The sequence below is a fragment of the Pedobacter sp. MC2016-24 genome, from assembly GCF_015223055.1.
In the GTDB taxonomy this organism is placed as follows: Bacteria; Bacteroidota; Bacteroidia; order Sphingobacteriales; family Sphingobacteriaceae; genus Pedobacter.
On sequence record NZ_JADFBX010000006.1, the window covers coordinates 1 to 19,419 of the forward strand.

Genomic DNA, 19,419 nt, shown 5'->3' on the forward strand with positions numbered 1-19,419 from the left:
CGAAAACAAATATGAATACCGTTACGGTAATAAATTCACTTCAAATGTACTTGTTTATCATAAATTCAGGTTCGCTCACAAAGTAACTGTAGCGCCGAATATTGGTATTTTATATGAAACTGCGACTAAAGACGTAGAAAGTGAAAAATATGATGTGGCTGTTTCGGGTGGGTATTCCTTATCTGCCGTTGGTGGTGTTGAGGTGGCCATAAATGGACTTTCTTTCGGTGCCAATTATCAAAATGTACGTTCGCAGGAACTTGCTGCAGGCAGAGCATATGCAGGAAATCGTGTAATGGTTCACGTGTCTTTACCTTTTTAATTTAATTAACCGAAATAACATGAAAAAATATTTTTTTGCCGCAGTCGCAATTTTACTGGCATTTGATGTAGCCGTTCCTATTCATGCAAATGCCGATTGTTTTTCTCAACGTATGGCAATGGATACGCTGAGAAAAGATGACATTGATCCAGTTTGTAAAATGAAAGTTAAGGCGGGTATTACAAGAACTCACGTTCATTATAAAACTGTTTATGGTTTTTGTTCTGAAGGTTGCAAAAAGTCGTTCGTCAAACAGCCCGAAAAATACCTGAAAAAGTAATTTTATAGTAAGCGATCAGTAGAATGAAAAAAAAGCGTTCGGGATAGCACTTGCACCTCTGCAAGTGCCTTCAACACATCTTCCTCATAAAAACTGTAACGAAAACGTAAAGGGATTCAAATTGGGTTTGTTTTGTTACAAAATTAAAAAACCCGTTATGAAATATCCCTGAACGCTTAAAGTCATCGAAACTTATGGTTGCTTTCGCCTTGGTAATGATGAAGTTTTTCTGGATATTGAAAGATCTCGAAATACAAGTAAGGAATTGTAATCCAAATGAGTTTTCATTGGGGAACTGAAGCCGCGTAGAAAGTAGTTTTAAAAGAAGAGTTTCCTTGGCGTAAATCTACTTTACCAATTATTTATCTTATTTGATTTTTCAATAATTTGCTTTAAAAGCGAATTGAAATGATTATTTAAACCAGTATAGGCATCTTCAAATCTCACTTTTCCATCATCTTCAAAAAGATATAATTTAGATTTTCCGACTTTTTTCAGACGTAGCGTAACCCATTCATCCCCAGTCCAACCACTTGCACCTCTGTAAGTGCCTTCAACATATCTTTTAGCTTCAAAATCAGGACTGTTGATCCGAATCTTGCCATCTTTAAAAAGAAAGGATAGTTTATATGATAAATCATATTTACGAAGTGTTTTTCCGAGCCCATTAGAAAGTTTTACAGGTAGAACTCCTTCTTCATACGCCGTTATACTGATGCTTTCACCTTCAACGACACTAAGTCCTTTTTGTGGATTTCTGTATATCGTATTAATGGCATTGAGCACATTCTTGTACAAATCCATTTTTTTTACATTGGGTGCATCCACCACAGTATAATCGCTATTATCACTGGATACAAATCCACCCGGAGTTAATTTAAAATATTGCGCAAAACTTAACTGTGAGACAAGCAATAATATGGTAATAATCAATGTCTTTTTCATGTTGGTAGTGTTTTATAAATTGATAAGGATGTTTTAAATGCAGAATTGTTTACCTTTTAAGTGTCCTAAACTAACAAAAATAAGGTAAAATAAACAAGCTCCTGAGCGTAAGAATAAATAAAATGATAAGCTAAAGCCAGAAGTTCCTGATGGTGGTGCTGATATTTGATTGTAATTTTGATCATCTGTTTTCTTAAGTTTGCCGCATGACTTATACCACATCTGACTTCAGTTCTGATAAACCGAATGTGCTGGTTATCATTGGCAGTGCAAGCAGCGCATCGTCTAATGCCAAGCTGATGGAGTTGCTCGCGGCGATGATGTCTGATGATTTGCTGTTTACTATTTTCGATGATCTTGGATCACTGCCGCATTTTGATCCCTCGAAGTCCGAATCTTTGCCCGTACGAGTTGCTGAGCTACTTGGAAGAGTTGCAGTTGCTCCAGCGGTCATATTTTGCTCTCCCGAGTATATCTTCAGTATTCCCGCGAGGCTTAAAAATCTTTTGGAATGGTGTGTGTCGACCACGGTATTCCTCGATAAGCCAGTTGCCTTGATCACAGCCTCGGCTGATGGTCAGCAGGGCCATGCTCAGTTGAGGTTGATCATGGAAACACTTGGAGCAAGATTGTCGGAGGGGACAGAACTGATCATCCCTGGTATCAAAGGCAAATTTGATGAAGGGGGCGTGCTGAACGACAATGAACTGCTTATTTCCTTGATGGGCCTTGGGTCTGCACTTCGCGAATCGATTATGCGGGCATAGTATACTGGAACAAGGAGGATCGGGTAGTTCTTGTTAGGATAGTCCATTTCACTATAATTAAATTGTCGGGATTTTTTTATTAATGTGCCTGGTCCTTTAAGGATAATAACTCTTCTACCAATTTGTGTACCATCGTACCTGGATTATGGTTAGCATAATCTTCCCTGCCCTGATAATTACTTGCAAGCCGATTTGCATTTCTTATCGCATTTTCAATACTTCCATGTTCCTTTAAAAGAGTGTACATTTCTGTACTGTTCTTTTGATATCGATAACCATCTCCAACCACCGGTTTAAGGTTTTCTTCTATCAGTCGTTGATATTCCCTTCTGCTCATTACATTGTTATAATAATGGAAATGCAAGAGGTACCATAACTCGAATGCTTCATTGCTCCAGGCACAACCAATCTCTGGGGTCGCATTTTTACAACGCATAACAGCATTATTAAAGTCGTTTGCTGAAAAACTATCCCTATCAAAAACGGTCCAAAGTTTATCTATTGGCCGGTTTGTCTGCATTTCATATACTCCTTTCAACCTGATCGCTTCGTCTATTAACGACATCGTGTTTCTCCCTGTTCCCTCCACATCAATTTGAAAGGCGGTTAATACACCTTTGGGCAAGTCCTGCTTTAGACCTTCAAAATAATTAGGCTCAGTTTTAGCGCCCTCACATACAATCAGGTAATACTTTCGCTTGGAACGTGTATTTTGTGCACGCCTTTGTTCTGCTCTGGCAAACCTTTTGAGATGTTCGTTAGGTATTTTTATTTTTCTTGCCATTCCTTTGCGATGTTTGTTAAGTTTCCGATAAAAGGAATGGCACCGTAGCGACCCTGGATGTAATCCTTCTCAAAGGACCTATCTTTCCGGATTGCTTTTAAGGTGCCATCTTCTTTATATTCAACCAGGGAATAAAGGTCTGAAGCACCGTATTGATCCTTTTCTACGAAATAAATCTGATCTCTACGGTAATTGCCGTAAGATAATAAGTTAGTATCGTGGGTGGCAAAAATAAGTTGGGCATCTTTGGGGTTAAGTTCTCTAGAATTGAAAAGCCTAGTCACCGCTAAGGTTAACAGCGGATGAAGACTGGCATCTAATTCATCTATTACCAAAACCCCACCATCTTTAAGGACATCAAATACTGGCCCCGAGATATTGAATACCTTATTGGTGCCTGAGGATTCTTGGCTGTCCATGTCAAATTCGACAGAGCCAATGACTTTGTTCTGATTATCGTATTTCTTATGTAAAGTACGTGCATTGACCATCATCTTTCCTTGCAGTTTTGTACTAACCTCTTGCATTATTGATTCAGGAAGATCTTTTGGTAATCCAGAAATGTCAAATTCCTTTTTATAAATTTTCACCTTATCAAAGCCAAGGTCGGTCGTGTTATAGAAATCTTGTAATAGCTGATTAGTGTCATCGTTATCAAGCAAACTAAAAGTCACGCCTGTATAACGTTCGTGGCTAAGCCCAGAGATCGTCACAAAATTATCAAACCAGGCCATTATGGATTTGGCCACTTTGCCGTTAAACTGATCGACAACAGAAAGAAATAAGACATTATCTCTGGTCTTCTCTTCCAAATTCCTTCCCTCGGTGAAACCTTTCATAACTTCTATTCCATCGCCTTCGCGAATGAATAGTGCTTTCTCTGAGTTTTTTTTTGCCTCAAACAACCATTCTGCTCTAACATCTTGATTAGTAACCTCAAATCCATAACGATATCTAATACCTTTTACCAAGAATAATACTTCAAAAAAAGAGGGCAATTCTTCATTTTCAACTTGCAATAAAAATGGAGTTACCTCCAGTTCTGATGTTGATGATCTTTCGAAAGTTTGTAAAACTAATCTACGCATAGTAGACATTGCCTTAATGAGGTTACTTTTGCCACTGGAATTAGCGCCGTAGATGACACCACCTTTTAATAAAGTATGCTTTCCATCGTGGATTAAATTGGTGTCCGTATATTCTTTTATTGCCGTAGCATTAAAGCTAATTGTTTTTTTGTCTCGAAAGGATAGAAAATTAGCGACTGTGAATTCTATTAGCATATTGTGGAATTTATGAGAATACTTCTCAAAAATAACCAATTAAAATTAGTAAAACGATTATAAATGAGAAATTATCTCACTTTAAATCGTTTTATAAAGATGTATTAGATGCCATTTGCACCCTTAAGCCAATAAATGCCTTGATTTAAGCTCATCTCGTGTATATTCAGAACCTTTCTTTCCTGATATTTCTTTTATGAATTTATATTTAAAGTTAGCATGATGTTTAGACACATAATTATTGTATTTGTTACAATTTGGCTTATTTGTCAGCTACTTACGTATGATTTTTTGCTATTTTTTTTAAGATTTTTTTTCAATGACAAAAGCTTTCAATTCTGCAATCTTTCCATTTTCGAAACGCCAGACGTCGCAATAATCATAGTGGTTATAGGTTCCATTTGCAGCCTTCAAGGTGATTTCACCTGTCACAGTTACATAGCTACCATCCTCAATTGTATTTTCGACGGTGAATACGGGAGGTTCCAAATAGAATTCTTTCATATAGGCTCGTACTTTATCTCTACCCTCAAGGATACGTTCGCCTACAAAAAACCATTTGGTATCCTGTGTACAATAGTCTAGAAAACTTTCATAGTTTCCCTTTTTAACGAATTCGTTGGCTTTGTGTAATATCGTTGCGTTTTTCATTTTTGTTTGTTTTTGAATGTGAATAGATTCAGTAATGCTTTAATAATCTTAATAGTCATGCTCAATTTTGTGCCCTTGTTAAATTGTATTCAGCATATCCTGATTAAGTTATCAATGATTCGTATACGTAAGACAAAGTTAAGGTTGCCTGTAAACTTTTGTATATTGCCCACCAATTGTTAGGTACTATAAATAATGTAAGTAATGAGTGAGATCAAGCAATCATCAACCAACTTCTCCAATAAGCTTGCGCTGAGCGATGAATGTTCGGAAGCATATGCCTCAAATATCATCGGTGGACAATGGACATTAGTAATCTGTTCGTGGTTATTAAGTGGTAAACTTAGATTTGGAGAACTAAGGAAGAAATTACCTGGAATTACTGAAAGGATGTTGACCTTGCAACTGCGTAAGCTCGAAGAGCATAAAATAATCAGCCGGACGGTTTATGCAGAAGTACCGCCACGTGTGGAATATGAGCTGACAGAAATCGGATACGCATTGAAGCCAGTTATCATGGAATTAGAAGTTTGGGGCACAAGCCACAAAAAATTGTTGAACCTATGCAATACCTGAAAAGGCAGGACATACGCCTGGTTTGCCGGATGAGCTGTTGGAATATCATTCTGATCTGTTCACCGAGCAGGAGGGGAAGTTTTATTGCATAAGTCTGGACCAGAGACGATACTTTTAAATATGGCGGAATAGTAAGATTTTAAGAAATTACCCTTATGCTATTAAGAAACGTGATGGAACCTGATCTAAAGACAGCTGAGCTAAACTACCCCAAGGTGTTGAGCGCGATTTTGGCGTATACTAACTTTTGTGATGAGCATGGTGATGAGAATCTTGAACACACAGCAGTTCATCCACGAAAAAGTAATTGAAAAGGCAAAAGAATATCTTGCACAAGATGAACTTACTATAGCCGAAATCGCTTATCGTTTAGGCTTCGAACATCCTCAATCATTCAATAAACTATTTAAAAGCAAGACTTCCTTTTCTCCCTCTGATTACAAGAAGAGCTTACTGAACTAACTGACCATAATTATCCCTGTATTTGGTTACAGCCTTCACCAAAATTATCATGACAATCATTATGGATTTCCGATTCATGATGAATATAAAAATTTAGTATGAATATAGAAATCTTTATTGGGAATTGGATTGCTGCAAGCAATGCATTCGACACGGAAAAATATCTTGAATTTTACCTACCCGACGCGATTTTAAACGATCCCTCGGTGGGCAGAAAATTTGAAGGTCATAAAGGAATTAAGAAATATTTTGACAGCTACTTTATCGGATACAATACACAGACAGCGCAATTGAAGATTAAAATATTTGATGACGAAAATGCCCATTTGGAAGTGCAGTTCACAGGAGATTTTCCCGAAGGTAAAATTCGCGGGACTTTTGATTTCAAATTCAAAGACGGCAAAATTGCATACGTAATGGCAGATTTGATTCACTAAAATATAAAAATAACAAGGTTATGAGTAAAGAAAATTTCGATGAAATTATCCGGAAATCTCTGGAAATTAGAAAGAAATATCATGAGCTGGAGCTGACACATCATGGAAGCGAATGGACGGTAGAAGAAGATGCATTGGCTTATCTTACTGATGCAGGATTAGTAGGGCGTAACATAATGTCTCAACAGCGGCGCTGGCCCAAAGCCGGCTCTGAGGAAGAGCTAGAACATAAATTGGGCGAAAATATCTGGTGGTTGATCATTCTTGCTGAAAGGTCCGGAATTGACATCAAAGCGGCAGTTCATAAATTTTTAACAAAGACTGAAAAACTGCTTTAAGACCTTGAAGGCTTATTCCAATCTGCAGCAGTATAGGCAAAGCTGCACCTTCATTATCGAGCGGGCCTACAGTAAAAGAAGGGCCTGTTCAGCAGATATTGGGAGGTATACATCTCATGCGTATGGAGAACAGTTATGATTTGATAAATCCAAAGAATGGGCTTAATTTCGTCTCAAACCCAATGTAGTCCCAGCACGTTTGCGCCATCATTAGGAAACCAGGAAGAGCTGACAGCATATGAAATTAATAAAGAAATTGAGAAATATATTTAGTGACATTTTCGCAGACGCTACTCATGCCAGTTCAAGTTGGGAGAACAGACCCTATGACTTCTACCTGATTTTCGGACAGATCGACGAGAATGAATCACCCTGGATAACAGTCAATTGGAAATCTGACTTTGAATCCTATTTTGACTTACTCATAAAACAAACTGAAAATATCAGAGAAACAGGAATTAGGGTCGTAAAATACAAACCTGAAAAACGAGTATCTAAAAGGGATAACAGAGAGTTTATATATCACTCAGACATAAAACTTGGACGACTGAAATGGGATGAAAAATCACACGAGAAATGGACAACACCTGATAACATTGAAAACTATTTTCTCAACTTTGAACTTTGGAATCCCATTTGGACAATTTGCGACAAAAGACAATCACCACCGGATATTTATATTACCATATCCAATGAAAGAGATTTCGAAAAAGAGCGCGACATTAAATTCGGATATTTCATAGTCATTGCAATTGGAAAGAATTTAAAGATCGATTCCAAACCTATATTAAAAGCGTTATCTGAAAGAATTAACGCAAAGGCAACAATATTGAAGACAAGAAAATGGGGCAAACCTGAGAAAGCTGGAAGGTGGACTTTTAATAATTGGATTCAAGATACTTTTAGTAACGGCATTTATGAGGGAAAAAATATGCACGAATTTGACTTTGACAAATTAGAATTTGAGCCAGCATGGGAAGTAATATATCGACAGGGATAGAGCGCAGTTTTGTGCTTTGTATATACCATTCAACTTAATGCTCGTTGAGTAGCATCCAGGAATTTCCGAATTTATCGCGAGCATGGCAAAGCGGTTCGCGAAGGAGGGGGTACTACAAGATAACAAAGATATCCATGATCTGGTTTGATATGGTTGTGCTAAACCTTTATGGTGGTCTTGTGTTTAGTAATAGCGCATGTATTTTAAAAGGGTTTATGGAGAAGAAAAAAATTAGAGCTCAGATCAGGAAAGAAGGCAAATCAGCGAAACGCGCTTTGCGTGGGTTTATGAAAAAAGGGGATCAGGATAAGTTGCACAAGTTTAGGGTAGGCATCAAGAAGCTGCGTGCTGTGGCTTCTTTGATTGAAACGACCAATGCCAAGACCGATATCAGGAATAAACTAAAGCCGGTGAAAGAAACCTATCAGCTCAGTGGAATGGTCAGAGACAGTTACTTACATCTCCAACTGGCCCAGACCTTGCCGGCGGCAGATAAAAAATATCTTTCGGCGGAAAAACGGTCAATGAAAAAGGCGGCTCGAAAACTGCGTAAAGACCGGCCTCTCCATCTCTCAATGCTGCGCCGTGCGGAGAAAAAGTTACTTAAGCACATTCCGAGAGTGAAAGACAAAAAAGTCAGGGATTTTTATGAAAGGGAGCTTCTGGGCATCGGGGAGTGTTTAGTCTCGAGTGCCGGAGTGGAGGAGATGCATGACTGTAGAAAGCGGCTGAAAGTCCTCCTGTACAATTTTCCGCTGGTGGAGGACGCATTGCGTGAACCTTTCAATGAAGAATATCTGCAGCAGGTGCAGACCGCTATTGGCGACTGGCACGATCAGGTACTGGCAGCGGTTCTGTTTCCCGAACTAAAAAGCAATACTCAACGGATGCTTAGGAAAGTTAAAACAGCAACTGAAAATTTTCAGGCCCGGGCTACTACTGCTGGTAAAGCGTTGATAGAAAAAAAGAATAAGTCATGGGGGTAGAAATTGAACGGAAATTTTTAGTGGATAAAAAATTGTGGTATGCTCTGGACAAACCGGATGGAAAGCACTATCGACAGGGTTATTTACTGAACGGGGAGGATCGGGTAGTTCGTATTAGGGTGGCTGGAGATCAGGGATTTATAACGGTCAAGGGTGCCGGAGAAGCGATTACCAGGCTGGAGTATGAATATGAGATACCAAAGTCTGATGTTCAGGAGATGCTGTATCGGTTCAAACCAGAAGGAACTGAGAAAATCAGGTATCGAATCCCGGAGGATAGCGGCCTGGTCTGGGAAGTGGATGAATTCTTAGGAGCGAATCAAGGTCTCATCGTTGCTGAAATCGAGCTTAATTTTGAGGATCAGCAGTTTTCCCGACCAGATTGGCTGGGCAGGGAAGTTACGGAAGATGATCGGTATTCGAATTCCAGTTTAGCCTTGCGCCCTATAGTCCCGAATAGTGAATAGAATAGCACCGACAATCTTAATCAAAAGCAAAACGCCGTTTTTCGATAAGAAAAGCGACGTTTTTTTGCCTAATGATTAGCGATTATCCATGATTATAGCATTTTACCCGGTTTTTACGGATTATTTTAATGCGTAGTTAAGGTAACCACCATCTGCGATGATCTCTGTTCCGGTAATAAAACTTGCGGCGTCGGAAGCCAGGAATAAAACTGTTTTTGCAATTTCATCAGGATCACCAAGTCGTTGCAGCGCTGTAGCCTGAGCTAAAAACGCTTTTGCTTCTGATGGTACGGCATTTTCTAAACCAGGGGTTAAAATGGGTCCTGGACTAACGATATTGACACGGATTTTTCTTCCCGCCAATTCGTTGGCTGAAATCTGGGCAATTTTATTCAATGCTCCTTTGGTTGCAGAATATATGCTGGCACCCGAATTTGCCGCTGTGGCTACGGTTGAAGAAGTGAATACCACCGCAGCTCCATCTGCAAGGTGGGGGAGTAATTTTTGCAATGTGAAGAAATGTCCCTTGACATTGGTATTGAATTGTGCATCAAAATTTGCCTCAGTTACTTTTTCTATGGGCTCAAAGGTCGCAATTCCCGCATTTAGGAAAAGGACATCTAATTTGTTTCCGCTTTCTGCAACTGCTTTTTCCAGAATTGAAATATCTTCGATTTTTGAAGTGTCGGATAGTACAGTAATCAATTTCGGATTGTTTATTTCTGCTCTTGCTTTTTGTAGATTTTCAGCATTTCTACCTGTAATCCACACGCTTGCGCCTGCATTGATAAATGCTTTTGCTGTTGCTAAGCCTATTCCGGTAGTTCCACCTGTAATAACGACGTTTTTATTTGTAAAGTCCATGGTTAAATTTTTAAATATTTATGGTGCAAAGTTAGAATAGCTAAATTTATTTAGGTTACTTTGTAACGAAAAGTAACAGTAACTTTTGGGTAACAAGGTAACTTATGACTGAAAATGAATGCCAGTTGGGGCACAAAAAAGAGATTATGGCTGTCCACGATGCGATGGACATTTTGAACGGGAAATGGAAAATTTCCATCATTTCGTCCATTTGCTATTATAACAAAAGAAGATTTTCCGACATTCTGAATGACGTAAAGGGCATATCGAATAAAATGTTGAGTAAAGAATTAAAGGAATTGGAGATCAATAAATTGATCACGCGTACTGTATTAGATACTCAGCCTATATCTGTGCAATATCAATTGACAGAATATGGCATGACGTTAAAGACCATTATCAACAACCTGGCAGAATGGGGAATAGCGCACCGTAAAGTAATTATAGGTAAATAGAATTGATCATGCTTAAACGCATCGATTTATAAAGATCAGCTTCGTCGTCCAGTAGCTGACGAATGCTGAAAATGCCTGTTTTAAACTTTAATAACGTTATTTTATACCCTATCGGGTACGATTTTAGTGAAAATAATTTAAATAGTACCCGATAGGGTATATTTTATGTGTAAATGGAACTTTTATACCTTTTCGGGTATAACTTACTAAGGCATCATTTTTATCTGCATCTGTTTCACCTGGTATTGCTTTAAAACTGTCATAACTCTCCCTGCTGAATAAGGTTTTCGATACAATACTCAGCAATTGCTGTGATAGTCATCAGGGGATTTACACCAATGGTTCCCGGGATTAATGATCCGTCTACGACATAGAGGTTGTCATGCCCTTTGAGTTTGCCATATAAATTGGTGGATTCGGCTAATACACAACCCCCTAGTGGGTGATAGCAAATGTTGGCACCGAAACCATTCCTAAACAGCAGACGGCTTCTCGTTCCCCCGTTAGCCCGGTTCATTTTGCGGACAAAATAGTTTGCATTCGCTTTCATCTTTAATGTATGGCTTTTATCCCATTCTAATACAAGTCGGCCACTCGCTTTATCGTGTCCTACCAACCCTTTTTTATCCACTCGGTTGATGAGCAGGTAAAGTGCTGTAGCCACATCCATACCAAGTGGTAAAGGTGCAATTTCTGTAAAAAATGGATGTTCATCATCATCCCAGTTGTCAACTCCGCCTACAGGAATGGTGGATTGCTGCGCTCCCGTGCCTCCGGAGAATGGCTTGACCCAGTTTCTTCCCGTCATAAAATTTCCGTTGTTTCCCCAGTTCTTTCCTACAGATGGATCAAGAGGAAAGTTATTGGAAGCCTGGGAGTGCAGGAGTAGCTTTAGGGTTCCCATGGTACCGGCACCGAGTACCAACTTAGTGCAATGAAAAGTTTTATCGGCAACAGTTTTTCCTAAGGTATTGAGCTGTCTAACATTTATGCTGTAGCTGTTATCGTCATTTCTTGTGATTGCATCAGCACAGTGCAGTTCCAGGATTTCCAGGTTGCCTGTAGCCAATGCTTTTTCAAGATAGGTCTTGTCCAAGCTGTTTTTGCCGTAATTGTTGCCATAAATTACTTCGGCATTCAGGGCAGACCTTGGTACCTCATTTTTATATTCCTTTTCCATGTATTTGAAATCGTAAACATTTGGTACTCTTACGGTCTTAAAGCCGGCATTACGGGCTTCAGATTCTCCTACGCGGGTATATTTATAATAAGGGCAATCTTTTAAAAATTGTTCATCGATACCATTCACTTTTAGCTCCTGGCTTGCCAATGGGAAATAAAAATTATAAAATTTTTCGGCATCGAGACTTGGAAAAATTTCTTTAAAATAGCTCTTTTTAGGTATTACAGCCATCCCACCATTTACTATTGATCCACCTCCAACGCCTCTGCCAACCCAAATGTCGATATTTTTGAAACTAAACCTGTCTAAAGCTCCCGTGAAGGGGCGTAATGGAAAAATATTCATGAATGGGGCAATGGTTTTATTTTTTAGCCAGGCCGCACTTTTCCCGGGTTTTAATAAGCTGGAGTATTTGATCCCTGACTTAGCCCAGTCGACCCCCATTTCCAGGATCAATACTTTTTTTCCTGCTTCACAAAGACGCAAAGCGGCAACAGCAGCCCCGTATCCGGAACCGATGATGATAATAGGCCTGTTGGTTTCTATCCCGCTTGTACTCGGCTGCGCTCCCGAAAGGGAGGTTGATTTCGAAAACCATGACCTGCCTGTATTCAATATACCCGAAAAGATGTTTTTTGTTTTATCCATGATGCATAGTTGCTTTAGATATCCTTACAAAACACGGCTTGAAAACGTCTATTTAGAAACGCGTGTCCACCTTTCGGTCCTTCCGATAAGTGAGATGCCAATGTAACCCCTCAGGTCCAGTTCTTTAGCGCTTTTTACTTTGATGGTGCAGCTATATGTTTTATCCTGTTCCGGATCATGCGCTTCACCCTGGTATTCAAGATCACTTTTCTTTTTAAGCCCGGTCAGGATCAGCGCTCCGTGAAATTTCTTAGCCTTCTCGCTCTGGTCTTTTGTCCATATTAATTTTCCATTGTACAATCCATCTTTTGCCTTGTAAATCTCAATCTTGCTGATGCTGTTCTTGGTAAGCCAAATTCCCTGCAAATCCTGGGCCTGGGCACAAAGGGTGCCTGACATGAGCAAAACTGCAATGAAACAGAATTTGCTAACTGATCTTTTTTTTGTTTCCATAACTACGAATAGGTTGTAATATTTAAAATTCTAAATCTTTGTCACTATGTATACAGCTTGCTTATAAATAGGCAATGTGTTACTTTTGTAGCAGCTTGCAATTTAAAAGCCAACATGGATAATTTTATTTTCAATTTTCCATGTGATTGATCATTAATAGGCAAATGGGGGCCAGATTGTTCGGTAAGTATAACAGGAGATAAAAATTGTAGATATGAAAGGATCTAATGACAGACGCATTCGCTATACTAAAATGGTATTGCGCGAATCCATGCTGGACTTGCTGAATAGCAAGCCCCTCAATCAGATATCAATTACTGAACTTTGCAAAGCGGCAGACGTTAACCGGAATACTTTTTATAATCACTACAGCACACCGTATGAAATGATACGGGAAATGGAAAACGAGATCTTAAATGCGCTCATGGTTTCTATTAAAGACATCAACAATGTCAACGATATTATTCTGGCTGCGTGCAGGACGCTGGAAAGTGATAAAAAAATGAGCGTAATCATTTTTTCTGAGTCTGACTCCAGCAACCTGCTTTCCAAGGCACTGTCATCCTTCAGGAATACTGAGATTGCTGCACAGAAGAACGGCGGCTTGCAGCAATCTTTATTGGATAAAGTCTATTTATTCGGGGAACAGGGCACAATTGCTTTAATGAGAGATTGGGTAGTTGGTGGTTTTAAAGAATCTGCTGAAGCTACAGCAGAAGTTATTTCTTTTTTAATCCAAAGTATCAATGGATCTGTAGGTGCTTTTAAAAGTAAAATTGATAAAACTTAAATCAGGCAATTTCCATGATTGAATGTGTAGTTGGGCTTGAAAGATTTGACCGAGCGATATGGTGAGATTTATTACCTGCTGGTGTTAGAGACTCCAGTGGAAAATTTTACTGCCGGAGCTTGGTGGAAGGATCTGGTGGCTGATGACCCTTATTGCATGTTACAATAGTGACACCAAATATTTATTTCAAAATACTGGCAAGCAGCAATGTTAATGCAATGTGTTTCATGTTATCCTGTAGATATTTTTGAGCAATGCATATTTGGTTTTCGACCGTTCGTTTGGATATGGAGAGTCTTTCTGCTATTTCGCCATTGGTTAGATTTGCTATCCTGCTTAAAAGAAAAATTTCTCGGCAACGCTTCGGCAGGTCAAGTAAAACATGCTCTATGTCCTCTTGTAAGTTAAGGTACCTGATTTTTTCTTCACCCTCATTGTTCACCAATGTTCCGGAAATTGGGAGTTGATCGTAATTCTCAACATAGGCCAACCGCATCTTTTTTCTAGTCTTCAATACTTTATAGGTATGATAACGTGCGCTGGTAGTCAGATAATTTTTGAATGAGCCAATAATCAGTGTATCCCTCTTCCTCCAGATATTCAGAAAGGTATCGTTGGCAATTTCAGCTGCCGACTCTGCATCATTTAAAAAAGAAAATGCCGTGGTATATACTGCCTGCCAGTAACGATCGAAAAGTAATTCGAAAGAAGGGATGCTTCCAAACTTTATGGCTTCCCATAGTTCATCATCGGGGGTATTTCTATCAAGCATATAATTGGTTATGCTAAATTAACAAAAATACCCATTAAATTTTATACTCTTTTTTAATACTGAAAAAGATAAAACGAAATGATCAATGTGTTTATACTAAAGAATGTATACAGCCTGTGTGCACGACACCTATTTACATAATTTTAAAAAAAAAACATGAGTTGTATGTGAGTTAGCCTTTAAAAAAAGTCTCTATACATTTATTGAGGCCGTGCAGCTGAGCACTGCACTATTATATAGCCCTAATAATTTAACCATTTATGACCAAAGAGCAGTTTATAACACTTTTCGAGAAATGCGCGTCGGGATATTGTAGTCCTGAAGAGTTGGTGCAGCTGGAAAATTATCAAGATGATTTTGAGTTGACTGTTAAACAGTGGTCGGCGGAAATGGGTAATTCCGACGAAGTCAGACAGCAAATCCTTGAAAAACTAAGGTCAGAAATATCGGCTGAGGAGATCACGCGCCGCAATAGTTTCCGCTATTGGGTTGCAGCGGCATCTGTGTTTATATTCCTTGCAGCCGGTATATCGCTTTGGCTGTATGAAAAAGACAAGCAGAAAAATCAGCCTCAAATTGTTCAGTCCAAATCAATACAAACGATTCATGCTCCCGGCCGAAATCGGGCTATTTTAACGCTCGCAAATGGTAAAAAATTAGATCTTGACGATACCCAAACGGGAATCATATCCAGGCAGGGCGCATCCATAGTGAGCAAAACTGCTGATGGCAAAGTGGTTTATGGAAACAATACGAATAGGCCAGATCAAAATATAGTTACCTATAACACGATAGAAACACCGCTTGGCAGTCAATATCAACTTACGTTGACCGATGGTACAGTTGTATGGTTGAATGCTGGTTCATCATTAAAATATCCTACTACCTTCACCGCTGCGGAACGGACAGTTGAATTAACCGGCGAGGCTTATTTCCAGGTTGCAAAGAACAAAGAGAAGCCATTTAGTGTAGCGCTCAATGGAATGAAAGTACAGGTTTTAGGGACACACTTTAATGTAATGGCTTACCATGATGAAAATACAATTGAAACAACCTTGCTGGAAGGCTCGGTCAAGCTAATTAAAGATGGCAGCAGCACGATGCTAATGCCGAACCAACAGGGCGTTTTAAGCAAGGGCGCATCAGGTTTTAGTGTACGTGCCGTGAATACAGAAAATGTAATCGCCTGGAAAAATGGGTTTTTTAAATTTGATAACGAAAATATCGAAACCATTATGCGCAAGGTTGCGCGCTGGTATGATGTAGATATCAGTTATAAGGGAAATCTAAAACGTCAGAATTTCGGCGGTACGGTACCGATGTTTAAAGACATTTCTCAACTCTTAACCACACTTGAATTAACCGGTACCGTTCATTTTAAAATTGATGGAAGGAGGGTAACTGTTATGCCATAGTGCCGCAACTTTATGACAAGATTTGCTGAAAGAAAAAAACCGGAAGCGTTGGAGCGCCGCCGGTTTTAGCCAATTAAGCTTGAGCAACTTACTATAATCCTTGAAACGATCAGTTATAAATTAACTCTAACCAAATGTATAAATTTTTCCATGCATTTCCATGCAGGTCTGGTTCCTGTATGTCGTCAAAAATCGGTCTGGTGGTGAAACTTACGATCCCTTTTTTACTAACTGCTATTTTGCAGGTCAATGCGGCAAGTTATGCCCAGCAGGTCAGCATATCTGTGAACAATACTTCATTATCCCGGGTTTTTGAATTGCTTCATAACCAAACCGGTTATGCTTTTCTGTACAATTCCGCGATGATCAGCGAAAGTGTTCCGGTAAATATTTCAGTAAAAAAAGCAGAACTGAAAGATTTTCTAGATAAATGTTTTGCCAACCAGGCCCTTTCCTATACCATTTATGAGAAGACCGTTGTGATCAAAAGGAAACCTCAGCTACCTGATCAAGAGATCGCTGACATTGTGGTAACAGGTGCCATCAGGGATGCTAAAGGTGAAATCCTGCCCCGGGTAAATGTCAGGGCAAAAGGGGGCACAATCGGTACCAGTAGCGATTCCAATGGGATGTATACTTTGAAGTTACCAGACGGTAGCCAAACGCTCATTTTCTCGGCCATAGGGTATGAAACATTGGAGGTAGCCGTGAACAACCGAACGCGAATAGATGTGACGTTAAAGGAAAAGGTATCTACAATGAATGATGTGGTGGTAGTGGGTTATGGCTCCCAGAAAAAGGCTGATGTGACGGGCTCAATTGCCTCCGTTAATGAAGAGGCATTGAAAAGTGTACCTGTAAGCAACCTGGTCAGTGCACTACAAAGTCAGACACCTGGTCTTGATATTCAAAAAAGCGGCGGCAATAGCCATCCCGGAGCCACTCCATCTATATCCATTCGTGGACAGCGATCGTTGGGTGCAACGAATGATGTACTTTATGTGGTAGACGGCATTCCTTTTAATGGTACTTATATTAATGACCTGAACCAGGATGATGTGGTGTCCGTTCAGATCCTGAAAGATGCTTCAGCAACCGCTATTTATGGCTCAAGAGGGGCAAATGGTGTGATACTTATTTCTACCCGGCGCGGTAAAATGGGAGCCCCTGCTATATCTTATAGTAGCTATGCCGGGGTTATGAAACCTTTAGGTTATTATGATGTGATGGAGCCTGATGATTATCAGGTCTATAAAAAATGGGGAAGCTACCATGCAAATAATCCGAATGTAGCTAACGCGCCAAACCCCTACAATGGTATTGACGATCCAAAGTTTTACACTGATGGAATAACTTTTCTGCCAGCTGAACTTGCCGGCCTACAGAACGGAACCAATACAAACTGGCAAAAGCTGATCTTCAAAAATGGTTTCCGGACCAATCATCAGTTGGGTTTGTCGGGTGGTACTGAACAGACAAAGTATGCGATTTCGGCAGGTTATTTTGGTGAAACGGGTGTTTTTCCTGGTCTTTCTTTTCATCGTTTCAGCTTCAAGGTAAGTATTGACCAGCAATTGGGAAAAATCTTCAAAGTAGGGATCAGCTCACTTAACTCAGTTAGCCGGATTAATGGTGAAGGGATAAACCCGGTATCTCAGGCTTTACAATCCAGCCCACTAACCGTTCCATATGATGCAGCTGGCAATCTGATCCCATTTCCAGGTGGTGGCTCCTTAATTTATAATCCGCTTGCCAATCTTATTCCGGGCGCGGTTGTTCAGAACCGAACCCGTTACAACACGTTCACCACCCTGTATGCCGAAGCACAGTTTACACCTCATCTTAAGTATAGATTTAATGGTGGTGTGGAACTGACACCTGAGACTTACGGGGATTTCTATGGCAGTACTACTTTTCAGAATCTCAGCGGCCCTTCAACAGCCAGAAACAGTAATTATGACTACAGGAATTTTACTGTGGAAAACCTTGTGGTTTACGAGAATACATTTGCCCAAAACCACCATGTTACAGGTACCGGACTTTTCAGTTACCAGCAGGATAACAAGTACAGTACGACCTTGACCTATAACAACATTCTGGCTGATGATGTACAATATTACAACCCGGAACTGGGTTCTAATTTTAAGGGGACGGGCACATATTCCAAATTTTCTATTGTCTCCTTCATGGGCCGGATTAACTATGATTACAAGAGTAAATACCTGTTAACGCTAACCATGAGGTCTGATGGTTCATCCACACTGGCGCCCGGAAATAAATATCATTTGTTCCCCTCTGCAGCAGCTGGCTGGAATATTTCTGAAGAGAATTTCATGAAAGGAATCAATGCAGTATCGAGCTTGAAACTGCGTGTTGGGTATGGAATAGTTGGTAATGCAGCGGTTAGCCCTTACCAAACGCTCGGTGGTCTGGGGATTATCAATTACAATTATGGTACAACTTACGTTACGGGTACTTACCCCAATAATGTGCCCAATCCGAAGTTAGGTTGGGAGTACACAGCATCATTGAACTTGGGGGTTGATTTCGGCTTGTTCAAAGATCGGGTAAGTGGTACGGTAGACGTTTATCAGCAAAAAACCAGTGATCTGATTCTTCCCCAAAATCTTCCGATCACCACCGGTTATACCTCCCAGTTCCTGGCCAACGTAGGCAAAACGGAAAATAAAGGTTTGGAAATCACGATTAATACGGTAAATGTAAAGGCAAGCTCCAGGAACGCGTTCGGCTGGACAACCGGTTTCAATATGACATTTAACCGTAACAAGATTACGGCATTACAAAATGGTGTTACCGAAGATGTTGGCAATAACAGATTTGTCGGATCGCCTATAAGTTCGCTTTACAATTACCAGCGGGTAGGCATCTGGCAAAATACAAAAGCTGACTCCACTGAAGCCAGGCGTCTGAATCTGACCATGACCGGAGCGGCTTCTGTGATTGGCACCATCAGGGTGGCAGACCTAAATGGAGATGGTGTGATCAATTCCCTGGACCGGACCATAGTAGGTACTCGTCAACCTAAATTTTTCGGTGGATTTACCAACCGCTTTAGTTACCGGGGTATTGATCTGGCAGTTGTCGGATCTTACCGCGTAGGGGGCACTCAGATAGCAACCTGGCTACAACCCGCCAGTAATGTCAATGCGCTGAACGGTAAAGCCAATAACCTGAATGTGGATTATTGGACGCCATCAAATCATGCAAACAAATATCCAAAACCTAATTTTAACGTAGGGTCACCCGCTTATGGGGATTTATTGGGTTACTATAATGCTTCCTATCTTAAAATCAGGACTATCAGTTTAGGATATACATTTCCTCAGCTAATCGCATCGAAGATTAAAGCGAAGTCTTTGAGGCTTCACGCGTCCCTGAACGATGCGATCATCTTGTTTTCTCCACTGCATAACCGGTTCAGTGGGGCTGATCCTGAATCTGCAGGGACGCTTGGTGTGGATACGCCCCCGGTTAAATCCTTGCTATTTGGTCTGAATGTTTCATTTTAATTGATTCGCAC

At 40.0% G+C, this 19,419-nt stretch carries 20 protein-coding genes and 2 pseudogenes; 14 read left to right on the forward strand and 8 right to left on the reverse strand.

Annotated features, from left to right (window positions below):
- Window positions 1-322, forward strand: a pseudogene (locus tag IM797_RS15455) (transporter); the annotation flags it as partial.
- Window positions 323-341: 19 nt separating this feature from the next.
- A complete protein-coding gene (locus IM797_RS28415; RefSeq protein ID WP_228098889.1) occupies window positions 342-602 on the forward strand; it encodes a YHS domain-containing protein in 261 nt (86 codons plus the stop codon).
- Between the two features lie 351 nt (window positions 603-953).
- Here IM797_RS28415 and IM797_RS15465 read toward each other — a convergent pair whose 3' ends face one another.
- The gene (locus tag IM797_RS15465) at window positions 954-1,547 is read right to left on the reverse strand and encodes a DUF4468 domain-containing protein (RefSeq protein ID WP_194128059.1); all 594 of its coding nucleotides are present in this window, start codon (window positions 1,545-1,547) and stop codon (window positions 954-956) included.
- A gap of 206 nt (window positions 1,548-1,753) precedes the next feature.
- Between IM797_RS15465 and IM797_RS15470 the strand changes: the two genes are divergently transcribed.
- Complete coding sequence (locus IM797_RS15470) at window positions 1,754-2,314, forward strand: NADPH-dependent FMN reductase (protein WP_194128060.1); 561 nt, start codon at window positions 1,754-1,756, stop codon at window positions 2,312-2,314.
- Between the two features lie 79 nt (window positions 2,315-2,393).
- On the opposite strand, the gene IM797_RS15475 is transcribed toward IM797_RS15470, so the two are convergent.
- The 3 genes from IM797_RS15475 to IM797_RS15485 all read right to left on the reverse strand — a co-directional run bounded on the left by IM797_RS15475 (window position 2,394) and on the right by IM797_RS15485 (window position 5,032).
- Complete coding sequence (locus IM797_RS15475; RefSeq protein ID WP_194128061.1) at window positions 2,394-3,098, reverse strand: RloB family protein; 705 nt, start codon at window positions 3,096-3,098, stop codon at window positions 2,394-2,396.
- Window positions 3,083-4,381, reverse strand: coding sequence for an ATP/GTP-binding protein (locus tag IM797_RS15480; RefSeq protein ID WP_194128062.1), 1,299 nt, complete (start codon window positions 4,379-4,381; stop codon window positions 3,083-3,085). The genes IM797_RS15475 and IM797_RS15480 overlap by 16 nt, the downstream gene beginning before the upstream one ends.
- Before the next feature lie 303 nt (window positions 4,382-4,684).
- Entirely contained in the window at window positions 4,685-5,032 is a 348-nt protein-coding gene (locus IM797_RS15485; protein WP_194128063.1) for a nuclear transport factor 2 family protein, read from the reverse strand.
- 204 nt (window positions 5,033-5,236) lie between these two features.
- Between IM797_RS15485 and IM797_RS15490 the strand changes: the two genes are divergently transcribed.
- The 7 genes and pseudogenes from IM797_RS15490 (at window position 5,237) to IM797_RS15520 (ending at window position 9,298) form a co-directional block, all read left to right on the forward strand.
- Window positions 5,237-5,608 (forward strand): helix-turn-helix domain-containing protein, encoded by a 372-nt coding sequence (locus IM797_RS15490; protein ID WP_194128064.1) that lies wholly within the window; start codon window positions 5,237-5,239, stop codon window positions 5,606-5,608.
- A 273-nt stretch (window positions 5,609-5,881) separates the two neighbouring features.
- A pseudogene (locus IM797_RS15495) lies at window positions 5,882-6,070 on the forward strand (helix-turn-helix domain-containing protein); the annotation flags it as partial.
- A gap of 98 nt (window positions 6,071-6,168) precedes the next feature.
- Window positions 6,169-6,507: a nuclear transport factor 2 family protein gene (locus tag IM797_RS15500; RefSeq protein WP_194128065.1), complete on the forward strand. Its 339-nt coding sequence runs from the start codon at window positions 6,169-6,171 to the stop codon at window positions 6,505-6,507.
- Window positions 6,508-6,527: 20 nt separating this feature from the next.
- On the forward strand, window positions 6,528-6,845 hold the full coding sequence (locus IM797_RS15505) for a MazG-like protein (protein WP_194128066.1): 318 nt from the start codon (window positions 6,528-6,530) through the stop codon (window positions 6,843-6,845).
- Window positions 6,846-7,083: 238 nt separating this feature from the next.
- Complete coding sequence (locus tag IM797_RS15510) at window positions 7,084-7,845, forward strand: hypothetical protein (RefSeq protein WP_194128067.1); 762 nt, start codon at window positions 7,084-7,086, stop codon at window positions 7,843-7,845.
- Between the two features lie 215 nt (window positions 7,846-8,060).
- Window positions 8,061-8,831: a CHAD domain-containing protein gene (locus tag IM797_RS15515; protein ID WP_194128068.1), complete on the forward strand. Its 771-nt coding sequence runs from the start codon at window positions 8,061-8,063 to the stop codon at window positions 8,829-8,831.
- A complete protein-coding gene (locus IM797_RS15520; RefSeq protein WP_194128069.1) occupies window positions 8,822-9,298 on the forward strand; it encodes a CYTH domain-containing protein in 477 nt (158 codons plus the stop codon). The genes IM797_RS15515 and IM797_RS15520 overlap by 10 nt, the downstream gene beginning before the upstream one ends.
- 120 nt (window positions 9,299-9,418) lie before the next feature.
- Here IM797_RS15520 and IM797_RS15525 read toward each other — a convergent pair whose 3' ends face one another.
- Window positions 9,419-10,162 carry an SDR family oxidoreductase gene (locus IM797_RS15525; protein WP_194128070.1) on the reverse strand — a complete coding sequence of 248 codons (744 nt, stop codon included), beginning with the start codon at window positions 10,160-10,162 and terminating at the stop codon, window positions 9,419-9,421.
- Between the two features lie 104 nt (window positions 10,163-10,266).
- Here IM797_RS15525 and IM797_RS15530 point away from each other — a divergent pair, with 104 nt between their 5' ends.
- Entirely contained in the window at window positions 10,267-10,617 is a 351-nt protein-coding gene (locus IM797_RS15530; RefSeq protein WP_194128071.1) for a helix-turn-helix domain-containing protein, read from the forward strand.
- A gap of 259 nt (window positions 10,618-10,876) precedes the next feature.
- Here the strand turns inward: IM797_RS15530 and IM797_RS15535 are convergent, their stop codons facing one another.
- Window positions 10,877-12,448 carry a GMC oxidoreductase gene (locus tag IM797_RS15535; RefSeq protein WP_194128072.1) on the reverse strand — a complete coding sequence of 524 codons (1,572 nt, stop codon included), beginning with the start codon at window positions 12,446-12,448 and terminating at the stop codon, window positions 10,877-10,879.
- A 48-nt stretch (window positions 12,449-12,496) separates the two neighbouring features.
- Window positions 12,497-12,901: a DUF2147 domain-containing protein gene (locus IM797_RS15540; RefSeq protein WP_194128073.1), complete on the reverse strand. Its 405-nt coding sequence runs from the start codon at window positions 12,899-12,901 to the stop codon at window positions 12,497-12,499.
- A gap of 214 nt (window positions 12,902-13,115) precedes the next feature.
- Between IM797_RS15540 and IM797_RS15545 the strand changes: the two genes are divergently transcribed.
- Window positions 13,116-13,691, forward strand: a complete 576-nt coding sequence (locus IM797_RS15545; RefSeq protein ID WP_194128074.1) for a TetR/AcrR family transcriptional regulator — start codon at window positions 13,116-13,118, stop codon at window positions 13,689-13,691.
- Window positions 13,692-13,872: 181 nt separating this feature from the next.
- On the opposite strand, the gene IM797_RS15550 is transcribed toward IM797_RS15545, so the two are convergent.
- Entirely contained in the window at window positions 13,873-14,463 is a 591-nt protein-coding gene (locus IM797_RS15550) for an RNA polymerase sigma factor (protein WP_194128075.1), read from the reverse strand.
- Window positions 14,464-14,723: 260 nt separating this feature from the next.
- Here IM797_RS15550 and IM797_RS15555 point away from each other — a divergent pair, with 260 nt between their 5' ends.
- Both IM797_RS15555 and IM797_RS15560 read left to right on the forward strand, forming a co-directional pair.
- Entirely contained in the window at window positions 14,724-15,878 is a 1,155-nt protein-coding gene (locus IM797_RS15555; protein WP_194128076.1) for a FecR family protein, read from the forward strand.
- A gap of 134 nt (window positions 15,879-16,012) precedes the next feature.
- Window positions 16,013-19,408 carry a TonB-dependent receptor gene (locus IM797_RS15560; RefSeq protein WP_194128077.1) on the forward strand — a complete coding sequence of 1,132 codons (3,396 nt, stop codon included), beginning with the start codon at window positions 16,013-16,015 and terminating at the stop codon, window positions 19,406-19,408.
- The last annotated feature ends 11 nt before the right edge of the window (window positions 19,409-19,419 follow it).